Raw genomic sequence first — 18,088 nt, 5'->3', positions numbered from 1 at the left:
GACGATGACACGACCCATCACATTGTTCACCGGCCAATGGGCCGACCTCCCGTTCGAGGAGGTCGCCCGCCTCGCCGGAGAGTGGGGCTATGACGGCCTCGAGATCGCCTGCTGGGGCGACCACCTCGACGTCTCGCGATGGGACGACGCGGACTACGTGCAGGGCAGGCTCGACGTGCTCGAGCGCAACGGCCTCAGTGCGTGGACGATCTCGAACCACCTCGCAGGTCAAGCGGTGTGCGACGACCCGATCGACGTGCGGCATCGCGACATCCTGAACGACCGCGTGTGGGGCGACGGCGACCCCGAAGGCGTGCGCCGTCGTGCCGCCGACGAGCTGAAGATGACGGCCCGCATGGCGTCCCGTCTCGGGGTGAAGACGGTCACCGGCTTCACCGGCTCCTCGATCTGGAAGGCGGTCGCGATGTTCCCGCCGGCATCCGACGAGTTCGTGGAGGCGGGCTACCAGGACTTCGCCGACCGGTTCCACCCCATCCTCGACGTGTTCGACGAGGTGGGGGTGCGCTTCGCCCACGAGGTGCACCCGTCCGAGATCGCCTACGACTACTGGACGACCAGGCGCACCCTGGAGGCCATCGGCCACCGTGAGGCGTTCGGTTTGAACTGGGACCCCTCGCACATGGTCTGGCAGGATCTCGACCCTGTCGGATTCCTCTGGGACTTCCAGGACCGGATCTACCACGTGCACTGCAAAGACACGAAGAAGCGGACCGGCAACGGGCGCAACGGTCGATTGTCGTCGCACCTGGCCTGGGCCGACCCGCGGCGAGGATGGGACTTCATCTCGACCGGTCACGGCGATGTCCCGTGGGAGGACGCCTTCCGCATGCTGAACGCGATCGACTACGCCGGTCCGCTCTCGGTGGAATGGGAGGACGCGGGGATGGATCGGCTCGTCGGGGCGCCCGAGGCGCTCGGATTCGTCCGCCGGTTGTCGACCTACCGCCCCGCCGCCGCCGCATTCGACGCCGCATTCAGCAATCGCTGAGTGACGAGAGGCGCCGATCACCGGCTGCCGGCGGCGGCGATCGGCGACGCGTCAGACGTTCGGAGTCTCGCCCACGCTCAGGGCGTGCAGCAGGCGCGTCAGGTTGACGATGTCGTCGAGGGGCCAGTCCTGGAGGGCGTCCACCAGCAGGCTCTCCTGCGGCGCGCGGGCCTCAGCGAGGCGCTCCAATCCGTGCGGGGTGGGGGAGAGCAGGCTCGAGCGACCGTCGTCGGGATCGGGGGCGCGCTCGACGAGACCGAGCTGCTCCAGTTCCCGAACGGTGCGGGAGATCTGGCCCTTGTCGCTCATGAGCGCCTCGGCGAGCACCGAGATGGTGACCGGTGATCGCCGAACGATCGTGGTGAACACCTTGTAGGCGCCGGGCAGCATCCCCGGGCTCACGCGGTTCGCGTTGTCCATCAGGATGCGGCGGAACCGGTTGATCAGCTCCCCGAACTCCGCCTCGAGGGCGCGCACCGCATCGGTGCGCGCCGCTCGGGTGTCTTCGGAGATCATCGGGTCCATTATCTCGTGGTGGCCGCGTCGCCGGTGGCCTCGGCGCGCGCGCGGGAGGCGGCATCCGCTTCCTCGTCCGCACCGGCCGGCGCGAGCGCCTCCATGCCCTCGGCGGTGGAGACTGTCGCGAGGTCGGCCTCGCTGGCTGCGACGCGCTCGCTCGTCGTCATGCGCGTGAGCGGCTTGTTGGGCAGGAAGATGATCGCGATGAGGCTGATCACGGCCAGCGGCACGGCGATCAGGAACGAGTGGGCGATGGCCTGCGCGTAGATGTCCTCGACGATCACGCGGATCGCCTCGGGCAGCGCCGACACCTGCGGGATGGTGCCCGACTGCAGCTGCGCGCCGATCGCGGCGCCCTTCTCGCCCAGCGTCATGATGGCCGCGACGATGTCGTCCTTGCGTTCGGTGAACAGGTTCGTCGCCGAGGTCGCCAGCGCGGCACCCATCACCGACACGCCGATCGTGCCGCCGAGGCTGCGGAAGAACGTGACCCCCGAGCTCGCGACGCCGATCTCGGTCGGCTTGGACGTGTTCTGCACGATGAGCACCAGGTTCTGCATCGTCATGCCGACGCCGGCGCCGAGCAGGAACATGTAGAGCGAGACGAGCACGAAGTTCGTGTCGTAGTGGATGGTCGACAGCAGGTACGAGCCGGCGATGAGCAGCACGCCGCCCACGATGAGGTACGGCTTCCAGTGCCCGGTGCGGGTCACCAGACCGCCGATGACGATCGACGCGAGGAGAAGACCGGCGATCATCGGGATCGTCATGAGGCCCGCCTCGGTCGGGGTCGCGCCGCGCGCCAGCTGCATGTATTGGCTGAGGAACACCGACGTGCCGAACATCGCGATGCCGATCGAGATCGACGCGATGACAGCGAGGGTGAACGTGCGGTTGCGGAACATGGTCAGCGGGATGAGCGGCTCCTTCGAGCGCAGCTCGACGACCACGAACAGCACGGCCGCCACGAGCGCGCCGCCGACCATGAGGATGGTCTCGGTGCTCCACCAGTCGTAGTCCTTGCCCGCGTTGGTGACCCAGATGAGCAGCAGCGAGACCGCCGTCGACAGCAGCACGATGCCGAAGTAGTCGATGCGCGCCTTCTTCTTGGGGCGCGGCGGCAGGTGCAGCGTGCGCTGCATCATGATGAGGGCTGCGACGGCGAAGGGCAGCGCGATGAAGAAGTTCCAGCGCCAGTCGAACGTGTCGGTGATGAACCCGCCCAGGAGCGGGCCGCCGACGGTCGCGACGGCCATGACCGCGCCGAACAGGCCCATGTATCGTCCGCGCTCGCGCGGGCTGATGATGTCGGCCATGATGACCTGGCTGAGCGCGGCGAGTCCGCCGGCGCCGATGCCCTGCACCGCGCGGAAGGCGATGAGCGTGCCGGGCTCCTGAGAGAAGCCGGCGGCCGCGGTGGCGAGCACGAAGATCACGATCGCGATCTGGATGAGCAGCTTGCGGTTGAACAGGTCGGCGAGCTTGCCCCAGATCGGGGTGGAGATCGCCGTCGTCAGCAGCGTCGCGGTGACGACCCACGTGAACGCCGCCTGGTTGCCGCCCAGATCGTGGACGATCACGGGGAGCGACGTCGAGACGACCGTCGACGCGAGCATCGACACGAACATGCCGAGCAGCAGGCCGGTGAGCGCCTGCAGCACGCGGCGGTGCTGACGCTTCTCGTCGGCTGTGGCGACCGAGCCGGTCGCGGAGGTGGGCGTGGCCATAGGGGAGAGTCCTTCAGAGCAACGGACAGGAGGATGCGGCGACGGCGGCGCGAAGACATGTTGACGTAAGTCAACAGTTGAGATGTGTCAACTATACGCCGATCGTTGATATGCGTCAACTATCGGCGTACGCGTCTGCGCGGCCGTCGGCGACGACCGGTCGCTCCTTCGTCAGGCGGTGCGCGCGACCTGGTCGGCCGAATGGATGACGGCCTCCACCCCGAGGGCGAACAGCTCGCGATCCTCGAGGTCGAGGAGCTTCGCGGACGTCGCGGCGATGAGGGGGTGCGTGCGAGGGTCCACGAGCAGCGGGCCCTCGAACCAGGGGCTCGGGGTGTCGGGTGGCAGGTCGCGTTCGGCGCGGGCGCGGGCGACGCCGGCCGCGCTGGAGAGTACGTGCGACGCCAACAGCGCGTAGTGCCGCACCACGTCGTCGCCCGACAGGCCCGCCCGCGTGAACGCGTCGAGCATGAATTCGATCGCGTCGAGCTCGCCGGGGCCGTGCGTGGTGAGGACGACCGCCTCCTGCCCCACGGCGGGGTACTGGGAGAACAACGTCAGGGTCTCGTCGGCGAACTGCCGCAGGCGATCCTGCCAGTCCTCGGGTGACGCCGTGACGGCCAGGAGGGCGCGGGCGGTCAGCTCGTCGAGCAGGGCGCCCATCAGGTCGTCCTTGCTGCGGAAGTGCCGGTAGATCGCGGTCGGGTCGGTGCCGAGCTTCGCTCCGAGCTCGCGGATCGACAGGGATGTCGTCGCGCGCTCGCTCGCGAGCTCCAGGCCCGCCGCGATGATCGTCTCGCGATCCAGGCGCTTGCCGCTCGCCTTGTCCGGCGTGGCCCCGGTGCGTGCCGCCATGATCCCCCGCTTTCGCCCGTCGTCTCATCGTGCCATGCGCAGGCCTCGCGGCCCCGCTGCCGGATCGAGCCTAGACCGTCGCGTCACAGTTGTGTCAACAGTGTTGACACTGGTGATGACAGCGCATTACATTCAGTCGACCGTTCGATGATGAAGGAGAGGTCTCGTGGTCTCTGAGGTACCTGCAGGCACTGACGCCCCGTTCGCGGACACCGTGTTCACCGGGGGAGCACTTTTCACATCGGATGCCGTCCCCTCCGGCAGCACCGAGCCGGTGCGCGGACGCACCGTCGCCGTGCGGGCGGGCCGTATCGTCGCGGTCTGCGCCGACGAGGAGGCATCCGCTCTCATCGGGTCCGACACCGTCGTCGTCGACCTCGACGGCGCACTGCTGGCCCCCGGCTTCCAGGACGCGCACATCCACCCCGGTTCGGGCGGCGTCGAGCTGCTGCAGTGCAACCTCACCGGTTCCGAGGACGCGGCGGACACCCTCGACAGGATCGCGCGCTACGCCGCCGAGAACCCCGACGTCGAGTGGATCGTCGGGGCCGGCTGGTCGATGGACCACTTCCCCGGCGGCGCTCCGCTGCGCGGCGCGCTCGACGCGATCGTCCCCGATCGTCCAGTGCTGCTGGCCAGCCGCGACCACCACAGCTCGTGGGCCAACACCGCGGCGATCCGTGCCGCCGGGCTGACCGCCGAGACCGCGGATCCCGCCGACGGCCGCATCGAGCGCGAGGCCGACGGGTTCCCCGCGGGAACCTTCCACGAGGGCGCCTCGGACTACTTCGCCGACATCCGCCCCGTCGTCACGCCCGACCTCGCCTACGCGGGCCTGCTCCGCGCGCAGGAGGAGCTCATCGCGCTCGGCATCACCGGCTGGCAGGACGCCCTGATCGGCAGGTTCCCCGGCATGGACAGCGGGCTCTCCGCCTACCGCCGCGCGCTCGAGGACGACACGCTCAAGGTGCACGTCGTGGGCGCCCAGTGGTGGGAGCGCTCGGAAGGCATCGAGCAGCTCCAGGAGATGATCAGCCTGCGCGACGAGGTCGCCGCGCTCGGCCGCGAGGACCGCCTCGCGATCGGCTCGATCAAGTTCATGGTCGACGGCGTCGCCGAGAACCACACCGCCGCGATGCTCGAGCCGTATCGCGACGGCCACGGGCACTCGACCGACAACCGCGGGCTCTCGTTCATCCCGGCCGAGCGCTTGCGCGAGTTCGCGGTCGCGGCAGACGCCGCCGGCTTCCAGCTGCACTTCCACGCGCTCGGCGACCGCGCCGTGCGCGACGCGCTGGACGCTGTCGAGGCCGCTGCGGAGGTCAACGGCCGCACCGACGGCCGCCACCACCTCGCGCACATCCAGGTCGTCGACGAGGCCGACGTCGCCCGCTTCACCGCAGCCGGCGCCGTCGCCAACATGCAGCCGCTGTGGGCCTGCCACGAAGACCAGATGGACGAGCTGACGCTGCCGTTCCTCGCCGAGTCCGCGGCATCCCGGCAGTACCCCTTCGGAGACCTTCACCGTGCCGGCGCCCACCTGGCGGGCGGCAGCGACTGGCCGGTCTCGAGCGCCGACCCCATGGCGGGCGTCCACATCGCCGTCAACCGCGTCTCGCCGGGGGCGGACGACGAGCCGCTCGGCGGTGCGCACCAGCGCCTGGACCTGGCGACCGCGCTCGCCGCCTACACGTCGGGCACCGCCTACGTGAACCACCGCGACCACGACACCGGGTACGTGCGCGAGGGCTACCTCGCCAACCTCGTCGTCGTCGAGCCCAACCCGTTCGACGTGCCCGTCGACGAGCTGTACCTCTGCCGCGTCGCGTCGACCTGGATCGACGGCGAACGCGTCTACTCCCGCGCGGATGCCGCACCCGGCGACGTCGCGGCGACCCGTCCGGAGGGCGGCCACGAACCTGTGGCAGCGGCATCCGGCGCCTCTTGAAACCCTTCTCCACCATCCGACACCGCAGTCAGCACCGAGGAGCATCATGATTCGCACCCGACGCACCGTCCGTCGCCTGTCCGCGATCGCGGGCATCGGCGTCATCGGCGCGCTCGCCCTGTCCGCCTGCAGCGGCGGCACCGCGAGCCCCGATTCCAGCGCCGCTCCCGAATGGGAGTACACCGACACCACCGCCGCGCCGTCCGGCGACATCGACTCGTTCACGTGGGTCAGCTACGCCGAGCCGTACTCGCTCGACTACGCCTACGCGTTCGACTACGCCGACAACCAGGTGCTGTCCAACGTGTGCGAGTCGCTGCTGCGGCTCAATCCCGACTACACGCTCTCGCCCGGCCTGGCCGAGGCGTACAACCACCCCACCCCCGACACGTGGGTGTACACGATCCGCGACGGCGTCACCTTCCACGACGGCACCCCGCTTACCGCGGACGACGTCGTGGCGTCCATGAGCCGCCACATCGACCCCGAGGTCGGCTCGTCGTGGTTCTCGACGTACCAGAACGTCGCGTCGATCGAGAAGACCGGGGACCGCCAGGTCACCGTCACGATGACGCAGGCCGACTCGCAGTTCAACCTCGGCATGGGTGGTTCGGCGGGCGTCATCGAGTCCGCGGCCACTCTGGCCGAGAAGGGCTCCGACTACGGCAACTCCACGGGCCTGGTCAACTGCACCGGTCCGTTCGCGCTCACCGAGTGGAAGTCGGGCGAGTCGGTCACGCTGACCCGCTACGACGACTACTGGGACGACTCGCTCAAGGCCAAGGCCGGCGAGGTGAAGATCCTCTTCATGAACGACTCCAACGCCCGCGTCAACGCCCTCAAGTCGGGTGAGGTCGACGGCGGGTTCATGATCCCGACCGACGCGATCGCCCAGCTGCAGGCGTCCGGCAAGGGCGACGTCTACTTCGGCCTGAACACGGCCGTCGGCAGTCTCATCGTGAGCAACCTCGACGGGCCGCTCGGCGACGTGCGGGTGCGTCAGGCGCTGCTCATGGCGATGGACCGCAAGGGCATCCTGGATGCCGCAGCCAAGGGCTACGGCGAGGTCACGAACGCCCTCACCACGCAGTCCGTGTGGGTCGGCGCGAGCGACGCGGCGGTGAAGAACGCGTTCGACGGTCTCGAGGAGTACCCGTACGACGTCGAAGCCGCCAAGAAGCTCATCGACGAAGCCGGTGTCGCAGGCGAGGAGGTCGTGATCGCCACGGCTCCGATCGGGAACGACTTCGCCGTCATCTCGCAGGCGGCCGCCGCGGCGGCGCAGGCCATCGGGCTGAAGGCGACGATCCAGACCGTCAGCCCGAACGCGTACACCGCGCTGTTCTCCGACCCGAGCGCGCGCGAAGGCGTCGACCTGTTCTACACGTCGTGGTACCTCTCCAGCCCCGACCCGCTGGAGATGTACGGAGTGCTGCGCACCGGCGAGTTCAGCAACTACGGCAACTGGAGCGACCCCGACTTCGATGCGCTCGTGAACGAGGCCGTCACCATCGACGACCCCGCTGCGCGCAGCGAGGTCACCGCGAAGGCGCAGCGCATCGCGAACGAACAGCTGCCCTGGCTGCCGCTGTTCTCGGGCCCGATGACGATGTTCATGGGCGATCGAGTCACCGGCGCCTCGCCCTCGGTCGCATACCTCTACTACCCGTGGGCGGCGACAATTGGCGCCGTCTGATCTGCGGGCCCGGCGGGCCCACGCCGCGCCGGGGGCCCTCCAGGCCCCCGGCGCGGCCGGATGCCGGGGAGCCCTCGCCGGAGCGGAGGCCGCACGATGACCGCCGTCCGCCGGATCGCCGGCAAACTCGGGGGCCTGCTGCTCACGCTGTTCCTGGCATCCCTCCTCGTGTTCTTCTCGCGCTTCCTGGTGCCGGGGGATCCGGTCGCCTTCCTGCTGCGCGGCCGCAAGCCGAGCCCTGAGGCGGTGACGCAGATCACCGCGCAGTACGGCCTCGACCTGCCCCCGTGGCAGCAGTACGTCAACTGGGTCGCAGGCATCCTGCACGGCGACCTCGGTCGTTCGCTGCAGTACCGCCAGGACGTCACCACCGTGCTCGGCGACAGGTTGCCGGTGACCCTCGGGCTGGTCGTCATGGCGGGCACGATGATCGCCGTCGTGGGTCTGATCGCCGGTGCGCTCGCCGCGCTCAACCGCGGTCGCTTCGCCGACCGCGCGATCCTCATCGGTCTCACGGTGCTCGGCGCGATCCCGTCCTTCGTCGGGTCGATCGTGCTCATCGCGATCTTCGCGGTGCAGCTCGGCTGGTTCCCGTCGTTCGGGTCGGGCGAAGGATTCTGGGACACGGTGTACCACCTGGTCCTGCCGTCCACGGCCCTGGCCATCGTGTTCGTCGTGCTCGTGGGCAAGGTGACCCGCTCGGCGATGGTCGACCAGCTCGACCGCGAGCACGTCGAGGTCGCGCTCAGCCGCGGCATCAAGCGAGGCACCGTGGTCCGTCGTCACGTCTTCCGCAACGCGGTGGGCCCGATCCTCACCGTCAGCGGCATGCTCGTCGCGGGCCTGCTCGTGGCCAGCGCGATCGTCGAGGCGGCCTTCGGTCTCGCCGGCATCGGCTCGCTGCTCGTGCAGTCGGTCGACCGGCTCGACTTCCCGGTCGTGCAGGCGATCGTCCTCCTCGTCGTGACGGCGTTCGTGCTCGTGAACGCCGTGATCGACATCCTCGAACCCTGGATCGACCCGCGATCCGCTGCCGGAGCCGGTGCCCGATGACCGCCACACCCACTCTCGCCGTCAAGGTGCTGCGTGCGCCGCGCATGCCGCGTGCCACCCTCACCTTCACGATCGCCCTCGGCGTCGTCGCCGCGATGACGCTCGCCGCGATCTTCGCGCCGTTCCTGGCGCCCTACAACCCCGATGCCGTCGACTTCGGTGCCGTCTACGCGTCACCGAGCCCCGCGCATTGGCTGGGCACCGACGGGCTCGGCCGCGACACGCTGAGCCGTCTCATCTACGGTGCGCGCACCGCGCTGCTCGGACCGTTGCTCGTGGTGATCGCCTCGACCGTCATCGGCATCCTGCTGGGCCTGCTCGCCGGGTGGCGCGGCGGCTGGATCGATGCCGTGCTCGGCCGCGTGTTCGACGTGCTGTTCGCCTTCCCGTCGCTGCTCATCGCGATCATGGCGGTGGCGCTGTTCGGCAAGGGGCTGATCGCGCCGGTGATCGCGATGAGCATCTCGTATGCGCCGTTCGTCGCGCGCCTGACACGGTCGCTGATCGCCGCCGAGCGCAGCCGGCCCTATGTCGCGGCCTATCGCGTGCAGGGCTTCAGCGGTGCCTGGATCGCGCTTCGCCGTGTGCTCCCGAACGTCACGCCGATCGTCGGCGCGCAGTCCACCCTGAACTTCGGATACGTGCTCGCAGAGCTCGCCGGACTGTCGTTCCTCGGCTTGGGCGTGCAACCGCCCACCGCCGACTGGGGCGCCATGATCAACGAGGCGCAGGCAGGTCTGCTCGGCGGGCACTTCATGCCCGCGATCGCCCCGGCCGTGGCCGTGGTCATCGTGGTGGTGGCCGTCAACATCATCGGAGAAGAGCTCTCCGACCGCATCGGAGGGGAGATCCCGGCATGAGCGCGTCCGAATCCGCCGTCGTTCCTGCCGCGGCCGCCGGTGCTTCCGGCGACGCCCTGCTCGACATCCGCGACCTCTTCCTCGACCTGCCGGACGGCACGCGACTGCTCCACGGCATCTCGCTGTCGATCGCCACGGGCGAGACGGTGGGCCTGGTCGGCGAGTCCGGCTCGGGCAAGTCGCTGACCGCGCGTACCGTGCTGGGGCTGGTGCCGGACCGCTCGACGCTGGACGGGCAGGTCCTGCTCGACGGCGCCGACGTCCTCACCGCCACCGGCCCCGCGCTGCGGCAGATGCGCCGGCACGGCGCCGCGATGATCTTCCAGGATCCCCGCGCGGGCATCAACCCGATGCGCACGATCGGCGACCATCTCACCGAATCGCTGCGCCTTGCTGAGGGATGGTCGGCGGATGCCGCGCGCGCACGCGCCGTCGAGCTGCTCGCCGCGGTGCGGCTGCCGCGGCCCGAGGACCACATGCGGCAGTACCCGCATGAGTTCTCGGGCGGCATGCTGCAGCGCGTCATGATCGCCGGCGCCCTCACGACCTCGCCGAAGCTGCTGGTGTGCGACGAGCCCACGACGGCGCTGGACGTGACGACGCAGGCCGAGATCATCGGCGTGCTCACCGAGCAGCGCGCGAGCCGGGGCATGGGGATGCTGTTCATCACCCACGACCTCAACCTCGCGGCGTCGCTGTGCGACCGCGTGTACGTGATGAGCGGCGGGAACGTCGTGGAGCAGGGCCGCGCGCACGACGTGCTGCGCAGCCCGCAGGCGGAGTACACGCGGCGCCTGGTCGCCGCGACGCCGACGCTGGTCGGCGCCGCACCGGGTGCGGCCACCGAGCCGGAAGCCGCACCGCCGGCCGAGGTCGAGACGACCGCGGCAGCCCAGCCCGACGACGAGCCGGCGGGGGAGGCCCCCACGACGGGCGGGATCTTCAAGCCAGGACCGGAGGAGGACACCGCGCCGCCGGTCGGTCGGGCGTCGACGAAGGGCACTCCGGCTGCGGAGAGCATGCTCGAGGCCGCGGGGATCTCCAAGACCTACCACCGCCGCGGCAAGGAGCCGGTGCGCGCCGTCATCGACGCGTCCGTCGCGATCCCGCGCGGCGGGGCGCTGGGCGTCGTCGGCGAATCGGGGTCGGGCAAGTCCACCCTCGCGCGCATGATCGTCGGCCTCGAGCGCGCCGACAGCGGCGACATCCGCATCGACGGTCGTGAGCGCACCGCAGTCCCGCGCAGCCGCGCGGAGCGTCTGGCGCACGCGCGGAGCGTGCAGATGGTGTTCCAGGATCCGTACCTGTCGCTGGACCCCCGCATCACCGCGGGGCGGGCGATCGAGGACGCCCTGCGCCTGCATGCCCGGCTGAGCTCGACCGACGCGCGCGCCCGCGTGATCGACCTCCTCACCCAGGTGGGCCTGGGCGAGAAGCATGCGGCTGCGCGCCCGCGCACGCTCTCGGGCGGTCAGCGGCAGCGCGTCGCGATCGCGCGCGCTCTCGCGATCGAGCCGGACGTGCTCGTGATGGACGAGGCGACCAGCGCTCTGGACGTGTCGGTGCAGGCGCAGGTGCTCGCCCTCGTCGACCGCATCCGTCGTGAGCGCGGGCTCACGGTGCTGTTCATCAGCCACGACCTCGCCGTGGTGAGGCGCGTCTGCGATGAGACGGTCGTGATGCGTCGCGGCGAGATCGTCGAGCGCGGCAACACGGTCCAGCTGCTGGCGGCGCCGCAGCACGAGTACACACGGCTCCTCATCGACTCGGTGCCCAAGCCCGGCTGGGATGCCGAGGCCGTGGGCGCCGAGGTCGAGGCGGCCGATGCCGCGGCCGACGGCCCCGATGCGACCGCGCCGCGGACGGACGACCGGACGGACGACGTCGACGACGAGGCCGCAGCCGCGGAGGCGGCGAGGGTCGAGGCGTCGGGACAGGCTCGATGACCGGACGCGTCTTCGTCGCGCGGCACGGCGAGAGCCTGCTCAACGCGGTCGGCCGCGTGCAGGGGTGGAGCGATGCTCCGCTCACGGCACGCGGCCGGGCCGAGGCGCAGGCGCTGGGCGGTGCGCTGACGGCCGCCGGTGCGGTCATCGGCGCCGCGTCCTGCGCCGACCTCGGACGCCACCGGGAGACGGCCGCCCTCGCGCTGGCGATCGTCGCCCCGCACGTGTCGGCGCGTCCCGACGAACGCTGGCGGGAGATCGCTTTCGGCGCGTACGAGGGTGCCCGTGGCCGTCGGCTGTGGACCGACCTCGCGCAGGCGCACGGAATGGCGGATGCCGCATCCCTCCGCGCGGCCGATGTCGGCGTGCTCGAGATCCTCGAGGCGCTGCCGACGATCGCAGCCCACGCCGGCGCACCCGTGGAATCCGTCGTCCAGGTGCAGGCCCGTGCCCTTGCGGCGCTCGAGGATGCCGCCGTGGCGTCTCGCAGCGGGGACGTCCTCATCGTCACGAGCGGGCTCACGCTGCTCGCGCTCCTGGCCGCCGTCGGCATCGACACCGAGCCGTTCGAGGGCGGCGTCGGCAACGGGGCGTATGTGACGCTCGTCCGGGAGGACGCGGGAGACCGCGGGCAGTGGGTGCTCGCGTCGCCGGATGCGACACCGGAGTCCGAGGCGGAGGCATCCGTCCCCGCGTGACGCCGCCCGGCGCGGCGCAGCAGCCGCGGGGTGCCGCCGAAGACATCGGCGCAGCAGGATGGAGGCGTGTTCAGCGTCGAGCTGCTGCCTGACCCACGCCTGGACCAGGCGGTGCGGGAGGACTGGTCGCGACTGGTCGACGCCGGCCTCCCCAGCGCGGGCCGCAACCCGGCAGCCGGCAACCGTCCCCACATCACGCTCGCCGTGCGGGATGCGCTCGCGCTCTCCGATCTCGACGGGATCGCCGCCGCGCTCCCGCTGCCGGTCACACTCAGCGGCGTCCTCCTCTTCGGCCGCAACCGGTTCGTGCTGACCCGGCACGTGGTCGTGGGTGAGCCCCTGCGAGAGCTGCACGTCGAGGTCGCCGCCAGGCTCGGCCCGCCGGAGGCGCGCTATGCCAACACGGCCCCCGGCCACTGGTCGCCGCACATCACGCTCGCGCGCGGGCTCGATCCCGACCGGCTGGCGCGGGCGCTGCGCGCGATCCTCGCCCCCTCCGTGTCGGGGGAGGCGATCGGGCTGCGCGTGTGGGATGCCGCAGCCCGGACGGTCACGGCCCTCGGCTGAGGCGGGTCAGTCGGCCAGCGCCAGCGCCCGGAACGGTTCGCGTGGTGCGGCGGGCTGCTGCGGCATCCGCGATCCTGCCTGACGGGTGCGCATCGTGCGCAGGTAGAGCTCGTCGATGAGGCAGGTGGCCAGGCGCACGAGCTTCGCGATCTCGGCGTCGTCGCGGTCGACCCACGCGCAGCGCGGCTCGTCGCCGACGGGTACGAAGTCGTCGTGCTGCTCCCACGCCACCAGGGTGCGCTCGGCGCCCAGCACGTGCTGCTGCCACCACACCTGACGCAGGTAGGAGCGGGGGATGCTGCGCCACGCCTTGTTCGTCGTCTTGATCTCGGCCAGGGTGATGCGGCCCGTCGCGTCGACGGCGATGCCGTCGGGGGTCGCGAGATGGCGCTTCTCGACGACGGCGTGGAACAGCGCGGACGAGGGTTGGATGCCGTGGGTCGCGGCCACCCACGCCGCGATCTCGGGTTCGCGCGCCCGGCCGTGGGCCGTATAGGCGTTGCCCGAGAAGCCCGAGCCGAGCAGCTTCGCGTCCGCGGCGCGGGCGATCGCCTTCTCGGAGGTGAGGGTCGCCACGTCGGTCGCGGTGATGCCGCGCGATCGCGCACGCACCCAGGCGACCCGGTCGCGCGAGTCCGCGACGATACGGGCGGCGACCTCCGGTGCCTGCACCGCGAGCCCGGAGGGGCGTGCGGCGGCGTGCTCGGGGTTCACTCCTCGAGGCTACGCCGCCGACCCGACATCCGCCGCCTGCGACCCGCCATCGGGCCGCCTCCGCACGGCGGCAGCGGGAGGGGTTGCGCGCGCGGCGCGCGGTGGCATCCTCGGGGGCATGGACACCATCACGACCAGAGAGTTCCGTGCGTTCCCCGGAGTCGAGGGCTGGCGTCCGCGCGTCACCGGAGCGTTCGCGCTGTTCCGCACCGGCACGTTCGCGGCGGGGGCGCAGCTGTTCGATGCGATCGCAGAGCTGGCGGATGCCGCCGACCACCACCCCGACGTCGACGTGCGCTACGCCACGGTGCGCGTGCGCCTGTTCACCCATTCGGCCGGCGGGCTCACCGCGAAGGACGCGACGCTCGCGGCGCAGATCTCCGACGCGGCACGGGAGCTCGACATCCCCGCCGTCACCGATCGCATGCAGGACCTCATGCTGGCCGTGGCCACCTCCGATGCCGAGGCGGTCGTCCCGTTCTGGAAGGCGGTGACCGGCTTCTCGGAGGTCGCCGACGGCGTGCTCTTCGACGCCGACGGCCGCGGCCCGCTCATCTGGTTCCAGCCTCTCGACAGGCCGCTGCGCGGCAAGTCGCACCTCGACGTGAACGCGCCGCGGGACGTCATCGAGCGGCGCCTGGAGGCCGCGCTCGCCGCGGGCGGCGTCCTGGTCGACGACTCCCATGCCCCGCGCTGGTGGACACTCGCCGACACCGACGGACACAAGATCGACCTCAGCCCCTGGCGGTCGTAGCTCCGCCCCTCCTTCGGCACCGTTGCTGCCCATTGGGCGAGAACGTATGGTCTCGCCGAGACGCTGTGTCCTCAACGCGCATGACCTACGTACTCGGCGAGGACGTATGGCTCGGCCGCGGCTCGGCGGCGTACGGCGAGCCGGTGTGGGGGGAGGGGTGGGCTCCGTTCCTCCCCAAGAGCGCTGTGGTCGGACCGCGGGGAACGTCATACACAGGAGCGGGAGTGGGCCGGGTAGGGCCCGCGAGGAGAGAGCAGGATGCGGAGGATGCCGCGTCAGATCTCGATCGAACAAGCGCTGGGCGTCGTGCGCACGCGGGGCGATCTGGCCCGCGAGGGATGGCGGGAGCGGCGCATCGCCCAGGCTCTGGAGGACGGCTCGCTCCGGAGGCTGCAGCGGAACCGCTACGTGCTCGACGCGCACTGGGCCGATCTCTGGCCGGAGTCGCGCCACCGGAACGAAGCGGTTGCGGCGTTCAGCGAGATGCGGGACGGCGGGGCCGTCGCTGCGTACGATTCCGCGGCTGTGGTGTGGGATCTCCCGCTCTACCGTCACGTTCCCGCCGCGGTCCACGTGACGATTCCCGGTGGCACGCACCTGCCGAGCCGTCGCGGGCTGCGCAGACACACCGACGCGCTTCCGCCGGAAGATGTCACGACCCGCGAGGGGATACGTTGCACGACGCTGGAGCGGACCGTCTTCGACCTCGCCCGCACGCTTCCCTTCGAAGCGGCGGTCGCCGCTGCCGACGCGGGGCTGCGCCAGACCGCGTGCATCGGCCGTCACTATGACGAGAGCCTCGCCGCGCAATGGCGGGAGCGGATGGGGCAGCGCGCGGCCAGGGCGTCCGGGCGACGTGGCGTCAGACAGGCGACCGAGGTGATCGCGGTCGCCGATGGTCGTGCCGAGTCGCCTGCGGAGAGCGTCGGGAGAGCTCAGCTGCACCGGCTCGGTTTCCGCACGCTTCGACTCCAGGTGCCGGTCGCCGGCCCGCACGGCCGGGAGTACCGCGTCGACATCGAGATCGAGGAGCTCGGCGCCTTCGTGGAGATCGACGGGGTGGGGAAGTACCAGGACGAGGCGCTGCGTTCCGGCCGCACCATCGAGCAGGTGCACATCGCCGAGAAGCGGCGCGAGGACTGGATCCGGGGTGTCACCCAGCAGAGGTTCGTGCGAATCGAGGAGCGCCACGTCGCCAGCGCCGATCGGCTGGCGCAGCGACTCACCGCATTCGGCATCCCGCTGCCTCGCTGACCCACCCCCTCGGGTGGCGGTCGAAGACATACGGCTTCGCCGAGGCATCACGCTCGGCGCGCGGGAGACACGCGTTCTCGGCGAGGACGTGCGGTCTCGCTGTTCCGCCCGCGTGGTGACGGGCGAGCGGGTGGGCGCGATTTGGCGGAGGCGGCGGCATCCCGTACCCTTATGGGAGCCGAAGACCGCCGGTCATCGACGTGCGTGCGAACGCATGGAGATCGAAGCACTGCAATGCAGGGGCCCGCGCAGGTGTCACGAACGATTCTCCTTCGGGAATCCAGCTCCGTGCGCTTGCGCCGGAGCTTTTTTGTTGCCGTGACGAGATGGGATGACCCTGAGCCTTCGGCCGGCGCCCCGCCATCGCGGAGCGTCTCATACACACAAGGAGTGACCATGGCGCAGAAGGATGCATCGGTTGCCGAGCTCACGAAGAACTTCGAGGACTCGAACGCCGTTCTGCTGACCGAGTACCGCGGTCTGACGGTTGCCCAGCTCAAGCAGCTGCGCAACAGCATCCGTCAGGACGCGGAATACGCCGTGGTGAAGAACACGCTGACCAAGATCGCCGCGAACAACGCGGGGATCACGTCGCTGGACGAGGACCTCAAGGGTCCGTCGGCCATCGCGTTCGTGCACGGTGACTTCGTCGCCACCGCGAAGGCTCTGCGTGACTTCGCCAAGGCCAACCCGCTTCTCGTGATCAAGGGCGGCGTTTTCGAGGGCAACTCCCTCAGCGCCGACGAGGTCAACAAGTACGCCTCGCTCGAGAGCCGTGAGGTTCTGCTGGCGAAGGCCGCGGGCATGATGAAGGCGACGATGGGCAAGGCTGCCGCGACCATCGACGCGCTTCGCGAAAAGCTGGAGACCGCCGAGGCCGCGTAAGCGACAGGCGATCTCTTCCCACAACCCCATCTATCTAGGAGATACATCATGGCGAAGCTCACCACTGAGGAACTGCTGCAGCAGTTCGCCGACCTGACCCTCGTCGAGCTCAGCGAGTTCGTGAAGGCGTTCGAGGAGAAGTTCGACGTCACCGCTGCTGCTCCCGTCGCCGTTGCCGGCGCTGCGGGCGCGGGCGGGGCCGCTGAGGAGGTCGAGGAGAAGGACTCGTTCGACGTCATCCTCGAGGCTGCCGGCGACAAGAAGATCCAGGTCATCAAGACGGTCCGCGAGCTCACCTCGCTCGGCCTCGGCGAGGCCAAGGCCGTCGTCGACGGTGCCCCGAAGGCCGTCCTCGAGGGCGCCAACAAGGAGACCGCCGAGAAGGCCAAGGCCGCTCTCGAAGAGGCCGGCGCGACGGTTACCCTCAAGTAATCCCGCGCTGCTCTGCAGCGATTCCACGAAGACCCCGGATGCTCGCATCCGGGGTCTTCGTCATGCTCGGGCGCGCGATCAGGCCGTGCCGAGCGGGCCCACGCCGATGATCGCGGACGCGTCGTCGTCGACCGGCGCGGTGGAGTTGCGCACCACCAGCGGCGAGGACTCGTACAGCCGGTGCGTCGGGGCGTCGGGATCGTCGAGCTGCCACATCAGCAGTCGCACCGCCGCGCGCCCCTGCTGATGCGGCCGCTGCTGCAGCGTCGTCAGCGAGAACATGTCCGCATAGGCGTGGTCGTCGATCCCGACGACGCTGAGGCGCTCGGGAACGCGGATGCCGAGCCGCCGCGCCGCGATGATCGCACCCACCGCGACCTCGTCGCACACTCCGGCGATCGCCGTCGGGCGGGTGCGCCGGTCGCCGAGCAGCTCGACGGCGGCGCCGTAGCCCCCGGGCATGGTCACCTCGGACTGGATGTGGCGGGTGGATGCCGCCAGCCCCGCGTCGCGCATCGCCGCGAGGTACCCGTCGAGCCGGCGCCCGTCGCCGAAGCTGGTGCGGCGGCCGTCGGGATCGCCGCCGAGAAAGACGATGTCGCGGTGCCCCAGGCCGATGAGGTGGTCGGTGGCGATGCGTGCGGCGGCCTCGTCGTCGATCGACACCGCGTCGGTGCCGACGTCGTAGCCGCCCACCGTCACGACCGGCTTGCCGAAGTCGACCAGCCGCTCGAGCTCGCGGGCGTTGGGTTCGATGCCCACCGCGATGAGCCCGTCGAACCTCTTGCGGGCCAGGAAGTGCTCGAACATCTCGCGTCTTGCGGCGGACTCGGGCGGCGCGCCGTACAGCGCGAGGTCGTAGCGGTGCTCGAGGAGCGCGTCCTGGACGCCTTCCAGCACCTGCGCGAAGAACCACCGGTCCAGCGAGGGCATGACGACCCCGACGGTCTGGGTGCGCCCCGTCACAAGGCTCACCGCGCTCGTGGTGGGGACATAGCCCAGCGCGGTGGCGGCATCCTGCACCCGCGTACGGGTCGCCTCCGAGACGTAGCCGGCGCCGGTGAGGGCACGGGAGGCCGTCGACTTCGACACGCCTGCCGCCCGCGCCACGTCGGCGATGCCCGCCATCGGGTCCTCCTCCTACCTCCCGGGACGCCGCCGTCGCGCGGGA

Annotated in this window: 17 protein-coding genes; 12 read left to right on the top strand and 5 right to left on the bottom strand. The window is 70.6% G+C overall.

Annotated elements, in window-relative coordinates; all coding sequences use genetic code 11:
• The first annotated feature begins 4 nt into the window (after window positions 1-4).
• On the top strand, window positions 5-1,009 hold the full coding sequence (locus AC1DDU_RS03055; protein ID WP_477431155.1) for a sugar phosphate isomerase/epimerase family protein: 1,005 nt from the start codon (window positions 5-7) through the stop codon (window positions 1,007-1,009).
• Between the two features lie 51 nt (window positions 1,010-1,060).
• Here AC1DDU_RS03055 and AC1DDU_RS03050 read toward each other — a convergent pair whose 3' ends face one another.
• The 3 genes from AC1DDU_RS03050 to AC1DDU_RS03040 all read right to left on the bottom strand — a co-directional run bounded on the left by AC1DDU_RS03050 (window position 1,061) and on the right by AC1DDU_RS03040 (window position 4,110).
• On the bottom strand, window positions 1,061-1,525 hold the full coding sequence (locus AC1DDU_RS03050; RefSeq protein WP_477431154.1) for a MarR family winged helix-turn-helix transcriptional regulator: 465 nt from the start codon (window positions 1,523-1,525) through the stop codon (window positions 1,061-1,063).
• Window positions 1,526-1,533: 8 nt separating this feature from the next.
• Window positions 1,534-3,255 carry an MDR family MFS transporter gene (locus AC1DDU_RS03045; RefSeq protein WP_477431153.1) on the bottom strand — a complete coding sequence of 574 codons (1,722 nt, stop codon included), beginning with the start codon at window positions 3,253-3,255 and terminating at the stop codon, window positions 1,534-1,536.
• A 171-nt stretch (window positions 3,256-3,426) separates the two neighbouring features.
• The gene (locus tag AC1DDU_RS03040) at window positions 3,427-4,110 is read right to left on the bottom strand and encodes a TetR/AcrR family transcriptional regulator (protein WP_477431152.1); all 684 of its coding nucleotides are present in this window, start codon (window positions 4,108-4,110) and stop codon (window positions 3,427-3,429) included.
• Window positions 4,111-4,276: 166 nt separating this feature from the next.
• Here AC1DDU_RS03040 and AC1DDU_RS03035 point away from each other — a divergent pair, with 166 nt between their 5' ends.
• From AC1DDU_RS03035 to AC1DDU_RS03005, 7 genes are all read left to right on the top strand, one after another.
• Window positions 4,277-6,058 carry an amidohydrolase gene (locus AC1DDU_RS03035; protein WP_477431151.1) on the top strand — a complete coding sequence of 594 codons (1,782 nt, stop codon included), beginning with the start codon at window positions 4,277-4,279 and terminating at the stop codon, window positions 6,056-6,058.
• 46 nt (window positions 6,059-6,104) lie between these two features.
• Window positions 6,105-7,754 carry an ABC transporter substrate-binding protein gene (locus AC1DDU_RS03030; protein WP_477431150.1) on the top strand — a complete coding sequence of 550 codons (1,650 nt, stop codon included), beginning with the start codon at window positions 6,105-6,107 and terminating at the stop codon, window positions 7,752-7,754.
• A gap of 96 nt (window positions 7,755-7,850) precedes the next feature.
• Window positions 7,851-8,807, top strand: a complete 957-nt coding sequence (locus tag AC1DDU_RS03025; protein WP_477431149.1) for an ABC transporter permease — start codon at window positions 7,851-7,853, stop codon at window positions 8,805-8,807.
• Entirely contained in the window at window positions 8,804-9,667 is an 864-nt protein-coding gene (locus AC1DDU_RS03020) for an ABC transporter permease (protein ID WP_477431148.1), read from the top strand. The genes AC1DDU_RS03025 and AC1DDU_RS03020 overlap by 4 nt, the downstream gene beginning before the upstream one ends.
• The gene (locus tag AC1DDU_RS03015) at window positions 9,664-11,613 is read left to right on the top strand and encodes a dipeptide ABC transporter ATP-binding protein (RefSeq protein WP_477431147.1); all 1,950 of its coding nucleotides are present in this window, start codon (window positions 9,664-9,666) and stop codon (window positions 11,611-11,613) included. The genes AC1DDU_RS03020 and AC1DDU_RS03015 overlap by 4 nt, the downstream gene beginning before the upstream one ends.
• Complete coding sequence (locus tag AC1DDU_RS03010; RefSeq protein ID WP_477431146.1) at window positions 11,610-12,311, top strand: histidine phosphatase family protein; 702 nt, start codon at window positions 11,610-11,612, stop codon at window positions 12,309-12,311. Before AC1DDU_RS03015 ends, AC1DDU_RS03010 begins: the two co-directional genes overlap by 4 nt.
• 66 nt (window positions 12,312-12,377) lie before the next feature.
• On the top strand, window positions 12,378-12,878 hold the full coding sequence (locus AC1DDU_RS03005; protein WP_477431145.1) for a 2'-5' RNA ligase family protein: 501 nt from the start codon (window positions 12,378-12,380) through the stop codon (window positions 12,876-12,878).
• A 6-nt stretch (window positions 12,879-12,884) separates the two neighbouring features.
• On the opposite strand, the gene AC1DDU_RS03000 is transcribed toward AC1DDU_RS03005, so the two are convergent.
• Window positions 12,885-13,592, bottom strand: coding sequence for a YqaJ viral recombinase family protein (locus AC1DDU_RS03000; protein WP_477431144.1), 708 nt, complete (start codon window positions 13,590-13,592; stop codon window positions 12,885-12,887).
• Between the two features lie 118 nt (window positions 13,593-13,710).
• Between AC1DDU_RS03000 and AC1DDU_RS02995 the strand changes: the two genes are divergently transcribed.
• The 4 genes from AC1DDU_RS02995 (at window position 13,711) to rplL (ending at window position 16,917) form a co-directional block, all read left to right on the top strand.
• Window positions 13,711-14,346 (top strand): 4a-hydroxytetrahydrobiopterin dehydratase, encoded by a 636-nt coding sequence (locus AC1DDU_RS02995; RefSeq protein WP_477431143.1) that lies wholly within the window; start codon window positions 13,711-13,713, stop codon window positions 14,344-14,346.
• A gap of 267 nt (window positions 14,347-14,613) precedes the next feature.
• The gene (locus AC1DDU_RS02990) at window positions 14,614-15,600 is read left to right on the top strand and encodes a hypothetical protein (RefSeq protein ID WP_477431142.1); all 987 of its coding nucleotides are present in this window, start codon (window positions 14,614-14,616) and stop codon (window positions 15,598-15,600) included.
• Between the two features lie 396 nt (window positions 15,601-15,996).
• Entirely contained in the window at window positions 15,997-16,485 is a 489-nt protein-coding gene (rplJ, locus tag AC1DDU_RS02985) for a 50S ribosomal protein L10 (protein WP_310285091.1), read from the top strand.
• A gap of 48 nt (window positions 16,486-16,533) precedes the next feature.
• Entirely contained in the window at window positions 16,534-16,917 is a 384-nt protein-coding gene (gene rplL, locus AC1DDU_RS02980) for a 50S ribosomal protein L7/L12 (protein WP_477431141.1), read from the top strand.
• 78 nt (window positions 16,918-16,995) lie between these two features.
• Here rplL and AC1DDU_RS02975 read toward each other — a convergent pair whose 3' ends face one another.
• Complete coding sequence (locus tag AC1DDU_RS02975) at window positions 16,996-18,045, bottom strand: LacI family DNA-binding transcriptional regulator (protein ID WP_477431140.1); 1,050 nt, start codon at window positions 18,043-18,045, stop codon at window positions 16,996-16,998.
• Window positions 18,046-18,088 lie beyond the last annotated feature (43 nt).

Source organism: Microbacterium sp. 05T445 (assembly GCF_056395865.1).
This window is presented reverse-complemented; position numbering and strand designations above follow the sequence as displayed.